Here is an 8817-nt window from a genome sequence, read left to right as displayed (position 1 = left end):
GCCGGCCGGCGGGGGCGGGGCCGGCCGGGAGCCCGGAAGGTAGGCGGGTTCAGCTCGCCGGGGCCAGCAGGTTGACCGGCTTGTCGTTGAGGCCGTCGCGGACGCTCGTCCACTTTCCGCCGGCGTACTGGTCGACGCCGATCTGGTGCCCGCAGACGGCGACGAACGGCGCCTGGCCGCACTTGAGCGGGCCGACCTGGAGCATCGCCGGACCGGTGAAGCCGCGCAGGGCCCGGTCAACGACGTCGAAGGAGGTGGCCTTGTCCGCGCCGATCTGATTGACGATCTTGGCGGCGGTCATCACGGTGCCGAACGTCGGCCCGCTGAAGCCGCGCAGCTCGACGGGGGCGCTGCCCAGCGGCTTGGCGTACTTCGACGCCGCGTACTGGTAGGTCTTCATCCCGGAGTCGACGTCGGGCAGGTCGAAGTTGTAGCCGTAGTTGGCGTAGTACCAGCCGTCGGGAACGGTGTCGGCGGCTCCGACGCTCTTGAGGTGCGCACGCACGGGCACGTCGGCGCACTGGTCGGTCGTGATCACCTTGGGCTTGATGCCGAGCGAGCGGATCGCGTCGTACATGCTGATGCAGCTACTCGGGGGGAAGGCGGTGATCAGCGCGTCGGCGCTGCCCGCGCCGCTGGCCTGCAACGCCGTCGTCAGGTCCGGGGTGGTGGCCTGCAGGCTGATGAACACCGGCCGGAACTTCACCTTGGCCGCGTCCAGGATCGGCTTCACGAGCTGCTGGGCGGCCGCACGGCCGGCGGGCGTGTCCGGGACGATGCCGGCCACGGTACGGGCCTTGAGCTCCTCCACGGCGAAGCGCGCCATGCCCATCAGCACCCCGGGCGAGCCGGCGGTGTACGCGACACCGCGGGTCGTCACGAAGTCCTCGCTGGCCAGGGCGTTGCCGATGAGGATCGCCTTGCGCCCGCCCACCGCGTCGTAGAACTCCTTGTTGCCGACACTGAGCCCGCCCACGATCACCAGCGACAGCGACGCGTCGTTGGCCATCTGGGCGCCGCAGCGGGCGGCGTCCTCCGGCACGTTGACCGAGCAGGAGACCAGCTCGATCGGCCGGCCGCCGACGCCGCCGAGCTCGGCGTCGACGTAGGCCACCGCCGCCCTCGCGCCCTGCGTCGCGGATGGCAGGAAGGTGTCCTGGCTGACGAATCCGATCTTGTACGGCGTGCCCTTCGCCGCGCCGGCCGAGCCACCGGTGTAGCGCAGCGCCCAGGCGTTGTTGTCGCTGTTGGCGACGGGCGCGGAGCTCACCTCCCCGGCGCCGGCACCGCCGGCACCGTTCGCGGCGCCCCCGGACGAACCCGACGACGAACACGCCGCGGCTAAGAGCAGGGAACTGAGCGCCAGCGCCCCCGCCACAGATCGACCTCTCACCGGTACCGCCTCCCACCTGCGCCGGCCCCCAGTGGCCGACGGGTGGGAGCACCGTACGACCCAGCAATAATTTAGTCCACCGGTCGATCAAATTAATCGATGGCCCCGCCGACGGGTCACTTGACGACCAGATCGCCGATCCGATCAACGGCCTGATCGACGGCCCGGCCGACCAGCCGGCCGACACCCTCCAACTCGGTCCGAATTTATTCGACCCGCTGGTTGACTGTAATCTGCGTCTCACCTATCGTCCCGTGCAGGTAGTGCGCACCGTCCCGACTGGGCGCGTTCCCGGTCCCGCGTGAGAGGTACATCGTGGATCTCATCGACGAACTCGACCTCAAGGTCATCGACTGCGACACCCACGTCGTCGAGCACTACGACCTGTGGACGTCCCGGGTCCCGTCGAAGTACGGCGACCGCGTGCCCCACGTCGAACGCGACGCAGGCGGCATCGAGTGGTGGATCGCCGGCGGCAAGGTGCTCAGCCCGGCGGCCGGCCTGGCCATCGCCGGCTGGAAGGAGCCGCCTCCGAAGTTCCCCGCCCAGCTCGACATGGTCGACCCGCGCATCTGGCAGCCCGAGGGCCGCCTGGAGATCATGGACGAGTACGGCATCCACGCCGAGGTTCTCTACCCCAACGTCGCCGGGTTCGGCGCCGGGCGCTACACCGACTTCGGCGACATGGAGCTGGCCCTGCTGCTCTTACGGGCGTACAACGACTGGCTGGCGGACTTCCGCCGGGTCTCGGACCGCTACGTCCCGGTCATGGCGGTGCCGTTCTGGGACATCGACCTGTCGATCGCCGAGATGAAGCGCTGCGCGGAGCTCGGGCACAAGGGCCTGGTGTTCTCCCAGGCGCCCGAGGACTTCGGCTCCCCCATGCTCACCGACCCGCACTGGGACCGGCTGTGGGCCGCGGCCCAGGAGATGGGCCTGTCGGTCAACTTCCACATCGGCAGCGGGGACACCACGATGCCGCAGCTGCTGCACCCCTCCGCCGGGGTCCACGCCAACTACGCCACGTTCCCGATGACGTTCTTCCTCGGCAACGCCCGCACCGTGGGCAGCCTCATCGGCGCCGGCGTGTGCCACCGCTTCCCCGACCTGAAGTTCGTCTCGGTGGAAAGCGGCGTCGGCTGGGTGCCGTTCACCCTGCAGGCGCTGGACTGGATGTGGACCGAGTGCGGCGTCGCCAAGGAGCACCCCGAGTACGACCTGCTGCCCAGCGAGTACTTCCGCCGCCAGATCTACGCCTGCTTCTGGTTCGAGCACGGCCCCACGCTGCGCGCGGCGATCGACTACGTCGGCGCCGACAACATCCTGTACGAGACCGACTTCCCGCACCCGACGAGCATGTCGCCGGGGCCGGTGAGCTCGGCGCTGCCGCCGCGGCAGTTCATCAACGACAAGCTCGGCGACCTCCCGCACGACGTGCTGCGCAAGATCCTGCAGGACAACGCCATGAAGCTCTACAACCTGACCTGACCCCAGCCGCGCGACCCGGCCACAGCCGCCGGCACCGGGAAGGCCCGGGCACCGCACGGTGCCCGGGCCTTCTGCTGCGTGGAGCGGTGCCGCGAGCACATCGGCATCGGGGCGGGGGCCGGTGCATGCTCGTGGCCGGAGGGTAGCGAGGACTCGATCGGCTAGCGCAACGGCCGAGGCCGTGCCGGGGTCGTCACCTGGACGACCCGGTCCAGGGTGCGGACCACGAGTGCGAGTGCGGACTCGGGGTCGCCCACCGTGGCCGCGGCCTCGACCGCGGCGACGCCGCTGCCGTCGCGGCGACGCTGGAGGGGATCGCGCCGGGACTCGGCGGCGAGATCGGCCTCGACCTCGACGAGATCGATGGTGGGCGGGTCGCCGTCGAGCACGCCCCGGTCCCAGACGACCGTGACGATGCTGCCGTTGCGCACCCCCCGCACCTCGAACGACTCCGTCCCGGGCCCCACGTCGACCCGCTTTCCACCGTCGCTCAACGCTGCTCTCCGCCCGTCCGCGATCCGGCCGTCTGCGCCGGTCCGGCTGGCCGCGGCCCGGTGGGATGCCGGTCGGGCGGTAGCAGGCGGCGGTCGAGTTCGGTGCCCAGGTCGGCGAAGAGGCGTTCCAGCAGGGCGTGCTCGGCGGGCGCGGTGACGCCCTCGGCGGCCCGCCACACCAGGCAGGCCATCTTCACCGAGCCCAGCACCTCCCACCACCGCAGGGCCGCGAGGTCCGGCGCCCAGCCGGCGGCGGCGGCGTACAGCTCGGGCCAGCGCGCCAGGTCCACCAGGCCGCCGACCCGGCCGGTGCCGACCCGCCAGCAGACGAGTTGCGCCCAGGCGAGGTCCTCCAGCGGGTCCCCGAAATGGGCCATCTCCCAGTCCAGCACCGTGCGCAGCCCGCTGGGGCCGCCGTCGCCGTGACCGTGCAGGATGTTGCCGGTCCGGTAGTCGCCGTGGAGCAGGGTGACCCGCGTGGGTGGCGGCGGGGGGTTCGCGGCGAGCCATGCCAGCGCGCGGTCCAGCACAGCCGTCTGCGCCTGGGGGGTCGCGCGCAGCTCGCCGCTCCACCGGGCCAGCTCCCGGCCGGCGACCCGCGCCGGGTCCGGCCGGCCACCGAGGATCGCCGCCGGCACGTCGGCGGCGTGGATCGCCGCCAGCGTCGCGGCGAACCAGGCGGCGAGTTCCGCGCGGTGCTGCACATACCAGGGGTCACGGTGCAGCGGGCCGATCGCGGCCGTGCCGCTGCCCCGCTCCATCACCAGGTACGGACGGCCGAGTTCCCCACCGGGCCCCCCGGCGGCGCCGTCGCCGCTGCCCACCGCGTCGGGTACCGGCAGGCCCGCGGCGTGCAGGGTGTGCAGCAGGGCGGCCTCCGCGGGACGACTGAGGGTCTGCCCGCCCGCGCCGACGACGCCGGCGGCGGAGTCGGCGCAGAGGATCAGCGGGTGCACGGCGCCGTCGCGGGTCACCGCGTCGAACGACCACATCTGGCGGGAGTACCCGCCCTTGAGCGGGTGCAGGTCGACGATGTCGGCCTCGGCGAGGGCGGCATCGCCGGCAACGGCAACGGCGACGGGGTCGGCAGCGGCGGGGTCGGCGAGGCCGGGGTCGCGTCCCGCCGCCAGCAGGGAGCGCAGCACGCCGGCGTCGACCCCGTGGGTGACGGCGGTCATCAGGAGATCACACCGGCGATCTTGAGGTTGATGAGCTCCTCCTCGGAGCGGCCGAGCGCCAGGACGACCTCGTTGGTGTGCTCCCCGAGGGTGGGCGCCGGGGTCAGCGTGGGCAGGTCGCCGTCGACCCGGGCGGGCACCGGAACCAGCGGCAGGCGCGCGCCGCTCGGGTAGTCGACCTGCTGGACGTAGCCGTTCGCCAGCGCCTGCGGGTCGGTCAGGGTGTCACCGGGGACGGCGACCGGCGCCCACTGGCCCTCCTGGCTGTCGAGGGCCTTGACCAGCTCGTCGTAGGTCATGGCGGTGAAGATGGCGTCGAGGGCCGCGACGCACGCCTCGGCGTGCTCGGTGCGCAGGGCCAGGGTGGTGAACCGCTCGTCGGCGGCCAGCTCCGGGTGACCGAGCACCGCGCACAGGCCGGGCCAGTAGCGGTCGGCCTGTAACATCCCGAGCACGAAGAAGTGGCCGTCGGCCGTCCGGTACAGGTTCGTCAGCGGGTTCGGCGGGCGGCGCCGGTCGAGCTGGACGATGTTGTCCGCGCCGATCGCCGCAGCGCCGGCGATGGAGGCCTGCATCGCCCACAGCCCGGCACCGAACAGCGACACGTCGACGACGCTGCCCTGGCCGGTCCGCTCCCGCTGGTACAGCGCCCCCGCGATGCCGCCGGCCAGGAACATCCCGCTCTGGATGTCACCGAAGGCGGGGCCGGGCAGCAGGATCGGGAAGTCGTAGCCCGGCGGGACCGACGCGGTGCTGGCGCCCGACCGGCTCCAGTAGGAGATGCCGTCGAACCCGCCCTTGTCCGCGTCGGGACCGACGGGCCCCTGGCCGGTGCCGCGACCGTAGATGATGCGCGGGTTGCGCGCCCGGACCTGGTCGACGTCGATGCCGAGGCGCTCCCGGGCCGAGGGCATGAAGCTGGTGATGAACACGTCCGCCTCGTCGATGAGGCACATCAGCAGTTCGAGCCCGTCGGGGGTGGCGATGTCGATGCCGACGCCCCGCTTGCCGCGGTTGAACACCTCCCACAGTGTCGTGACGCCGCCGTCGCCGGGGCCGAAGCCGTAGGACGACAGCGCCCGGACCGGGTCGCCGGTCTCGGGATGCTCGATCTTGACGACGTCCGCGCCCCAGTCGGCGAGCGCGGCGCCGGCCGACGGCACGAAGCCGAACAACGCCACTTCCACGACCTTGATGCCCTCGAGGATCCTGCCCATCGTCTGCCTCCACACCTACTGATCGCCGTTGCGGCGCTGTCGTCCGGATTTGCTTGGTGCGGTCAGATCCGCTCGATGATGGTCGCGGTGCCCATGCCGCCGCCGGTGCACATCGTGACGAGCGCGGTCGACAGGTCGCGACGTTCCAGCTCGTCGAGGGCGGTCTGCAGCAGCATGCCGCCGGTCGCGCCGATCGGATGGCCGAGCGCGATCGCCCCACCGTTGACGTTGACCTTCTCGGGATCGAGATCGAGGTCGCGGATGGTCTTCAACGGGACCGCGGCGAACGCCTCGTTGATCTCCCACAGGTCGATGTCGTCCACCGTCATCCCGGCCCGTTGCAGGCAGCGGCGCGAGGCCGGGCCGGGCGCGGTCAGCATGATGACGGGCTCCGCGCCGACGACCGCACTCATCACCACCCGAGCCCGCGGGCGCAGGCCGTGCGCCCGCGCGAAGTCGGGCGAGGCGATCGCGAGCACGGCCGCGCCGTCCACGATGCCCGACGAGTTGCCGGCGTGGTGGACGTAGTCGACCTCCTTCACGTCCGGGTAGACGTCGCGGACCATCTCGCCGAAGGGCCGGTCGTACCCGTAGTCGGTGAACACCGCCTGGCCCAGGGCCGCGAACGACGGCGCCAGCTTCGCCAGCGTCTGCGGGGTGGTGCCCGCCCGGGGATGCTCGTCGTGGTCGAGGGCGACGGAGCCGTCGGCGTTGACGATGGGCACCACGCTGCGGGTGAAGTGGCCCTGTTCGATCGCGGCGGCGGCGCGCTGCTGGCTGCGGGCGGCGAACGCGTCGACGTCGTCGCGGGTGAACCCCTCGATCGTCGCGATCAGGTCGGCGGACACCCCCTGGGGGACCTGCGGGAACCTGGCCCGCACCGCCGGGTTGCCGGCCGAGAAGTCCATCGGCCCCTGCTCGGCGGGCCAGCGCGACATCACGTCCACGCCGCCGGCGAACACCAGCCCCTGGTGTCCGGAGGCCACGCCCATCGCCGCGAAGGTGACGGCCTGCTGACCGGACCCACACCACCGGTTCAGCGTCACGCCCGCCACCGTCTGCGGCCAGCCGGCCGCGAGCACCGCCATCCGGGCGACATCACCGCCGTGGTCGCCGACGGCGTTGCCGTTGCCCATCACCACGTCGTCGACGAGCTCCGGGTCGACGCCGACGCGGTCGGCGAGCGCGCGCAGGAGCTGGCCGAGCAGCTCCTGCGGATGCACGTGATGCAGCGCGCCGGTGGGCCGCCCCTTGCCGCGGGGGGACCGCACGCCGTCGAGAATCCAGGCCTCGTTCATCGTGATCCTTCCGGGTCGGTTTCCGGGTCGTCGGGGCGGTCGTCGAGGCTGGCACTCGGGCTGGCGCTGGGATCGGCGTCGGCGCTGGGATCGGCGTCGGCGCCGAAGTAGGTCGATTCGAGGGCGGCGGCACGCCCGGCGATCTCCGCGGTGGTGCCGCTGGCGACCAGGTCTCCGTGGACCAGCACGGCGGCCCGGTCGGCGACCTCCAGGGCGAGGTGGACGTGCTGCTCGACGAGCAGCACCCCGGCGCCGGTGTCGTCGACGATGCGGCGCAGCACCGGCAGCAGGCGTTCGACGATGACGGGGGCGAGCCCGAGGCTCATCTCGTCCACCATCAGCAGGCGTGGCTTCGAGGTCAGGGCCCTGGCCATCGCCAGCATCTGCTGCTCGCCGCCGGACAGCAGCCCCGCCCGCCGGCCCAGCAGCGGTTCCAGCGCCGGGAAGTACGACAGTGCCCGGTCGAGGTCGCCCCGGCTGCGCGCGGCGGCGAGCCGGAGGTTCTCGGCCACGGTGAGCTGGTAGAACAGCGAGCGGTCCTCCAGCACGTGGGCGAGCCCCTCGCGGGGTGCCCGGTGCGCCGGACGGCCCCGGATCGAGCGGCCGAAGACCCGGATGTCGCCCTTCATCACCGGGTTGAGGCCCGACGTGGTCAGCAGCGTCGTGGTCTTGCCCGCCCCGTTCGGACCCAGCAGGGCCACGATCTCCCCGGCGTGCACGGTCAGGTTCAGATCACGGACCATCGCGACGCCGGCGTAGCCGGAGTACAGCCCGTCGATCTCCAGCAGCGCGCTCATATCCCGGCCTTCGTGCCGAGGTAGGCGGCCCGGACCTTCTCGTCGGCGACGACCTCCGCCGGTGCGCCGTGGGCGATCCTCGTCCCGAACTCGAGGACGTAGAGCTCGTCGCACACCCCCATCACCAGCCCCATGTCGTGGTCGACGAGCAGGATCGACACGCCGGCCTCGACGATGCGCCGCAGCCGGCGGCCGAACTGCTCCGACTCGGTGGTGTCGAGCCCGGCGGCCGGCTCGTCCATGCAGATCAGCGCGGGACGGGCGGCGAGGGTGCGCCCGGCGCCGACCAGCTTGCGCTGGCCGTGGCTGATCTCGGTGGGCAGCCGGTCGGCGAGGTCGGCGATGCCGAGGACGTCCAGCGCCCAGTCCACGTCGGACTGGTCGCGGCGGCGGCCGGGACGGACCAGGTCGAGCAGGAACCCGCCGACCGTCTGCCGCTCGGCGCCGACCTGGAGGTTCTCCCGGACGGTGAGGTCCTCGAACAGTTCCAGCGACTGCCAGGTGCGGCCGAGGCCCAGGCGGGCCCGGCGGTGGGCCGGCTCGCGGTCGACGCGCCTGCCGCGGAAGTAGATCGCACCCTGGGTCCGGGTGAAGCCGGAGATGCCGTCGATGAAGCTCGTCTTGCCGGCGCCGTTGGGGCCGATGAGCCCCACCAGGCGGCCCTCGTCGACCCGCAGGTCCAGCCCGTTGACGGCGTGCAGGCCGCCGTAGACGACGCTCATCGCCTCGGTGCGCAACAGCTCGCTCACCGGGCCTCCCCCGCCACCGCGGGCGTCGCCCCGGCGGATCCGCTCACGTGGGAGCCGGCAGCGGACCCGGACGCAGCCGGGGTGGCCGCGGCAACCGGGGTGGCCGCAGCAGACGGGACAGTCACGGCGGGCTCGGTAGACACGGTGGTCTTGGTGGAGGAGACGGGACCGGTGGCCGCCTCCGCCAAGACCACCGTGTCTAC

General features: G+C 72.5%; 8 protein-coding genes and 1 pseudogene. 1 reads left to right on the top strand and 8 read right to left on the bottom strand.

Annotated elements, in window-relative coordinates:
- Positions 1-49: 49 nt before the first annotated feature.
- Positions 50-1378 carry an ABC transporter substrate-binding protein gene (locus tag NBZ85_RS22980; protein WP_261562569.1) on the bottom strand — a complete coding sequence of 443 codons (1329 nt, stop codon included), beginning with the start codon at positions 1376-1378 and terminating at the stop codon, positions 50-52.
- 330 nt (positions 1379-1708) lie between these two features.
- Here NBZ85_RS22980 and NBZ85_RS22975 point away from each other — a divergent pair, with 330 nt between their 5' ends.
- On the top strand, positions 1709-2881 hold the full coding sequence (locus NBZ85_RS22975) for an amidohydrolase family protein (protein WP_261559041.1): 1173 nt from the start codon (positions 1709-1711) through the stop codon (positions 2879-2881).
- A 161-nt stretch (positions 2882-3042) separates the two neighbouring features.
- On the opposite strand, the gene NBZ85_RS22970 is transcribed toward NBZ85_RS22975, so the two are convergent.
- From NBZ85_RS22970 to NBZ85_RS22940, 7 genes and pseudogenes are all read right to left on the bottom strand, one after another.
- The gene (locus NBZ85_RS22970; protein ID WP_261559043.1) at positions 3043-3375 is read right to left on the bottom strand and encodes a hypothetical protein; all 333 of its coding nucleotides are present in this window, start codon (positions 3373-3375) and stop codon (positions 3043-3045) included.
- Positions 3372-4553 carry a phosphotransferase family protein gene (locus NBZ85_RS22965; protein WP_261559045.1) on the bottom strand — a complete coding sequence of 394 codons (1182 nt, stop codon included), beginning with the start codon at positions 4551-4553 and terminating at the stop codon, positions 3372-3374. Before NBZ85_RS22965 ends, NBZ85_RS22970 begins: the two co-directional genes overlap by 4 nt.
- Positions 4553-5770, bottom strand: a complete 1218-nt coding sequence (locus NBZ85_RS22960; RefSeq protein ID WP_261559046.1) for a CaiB/BaiF CoA transferase family protein — start codon at positions 5768-5770, stop codon at positions 4553-4555. The genes NBZ85_RS22965 and NBZ85_RS22960 overlap by 1 nt, the downstream gene beginning before the upstream one ends.
- Before the next feature lie 62 nt (positions 5771-5832).
- Positions 5833-7068 carry an acetyl-CoA C-acetyltransferase gene (locus NBZ85_RS22955; protein ID WP_261562568.1) on the bottom strand — a complete coding sequence of 412 codons (1236 nt, stop codon included), beginning with the start codon at positions 7066-7068 and terminating at the stop codon, positions 5833-5835.
- Positions 7065-7865: an ABC transporter ATP-binding protein gene (locus NBZ85_RS22950; RefSeq protein WP_261559050.1), complete on the bottom strand. Its 801-nt coding sequence runs from the start codon at positions 7863-7865 to the stop codon at positions 7065-7067. Before NBZ85_RS22950 ends, NBZ85_RS22955 begins: the two co-directional genes overlap by 4 nt.
- Positions 7862-8614 carry an ABC transporter ATP-binding protein gene (locus tag NBZ85_RS22945; protein WP_261559052.1) on the bottom strand — a complete coding sequence of 251 codons (753 nt, stop codon included), beginning with the start codon at positions 8612-8614 and terminating at the stop codon, positions 7862-7864. Before NBZ85_RS22945 ends, NBZ85_RS22950 begins: the two co-directional genes overlap by 4 nt.
- Positions 8611-8817, bottom strand: a pseudogene (locus tag NBZ85_RS22940) (hypothetical protein); the annotation flags it as partial. The pseudogene NBZ85_RS22940 and the gene NBZ85_RS22945, both read right to left, overlap by 4 nt.

The sequence above is a fragment of the Frankia tisae genome, from assembly GCF_025403405.1.
GTDB lineage: Bacteria > Actinomycetota > Actinomycetes > Frankiales > Frankiaceae > Frankia > Frankia tisai.
This window is presented reverse-complemented; position numbering and strand designations above follow the sequence as displayed.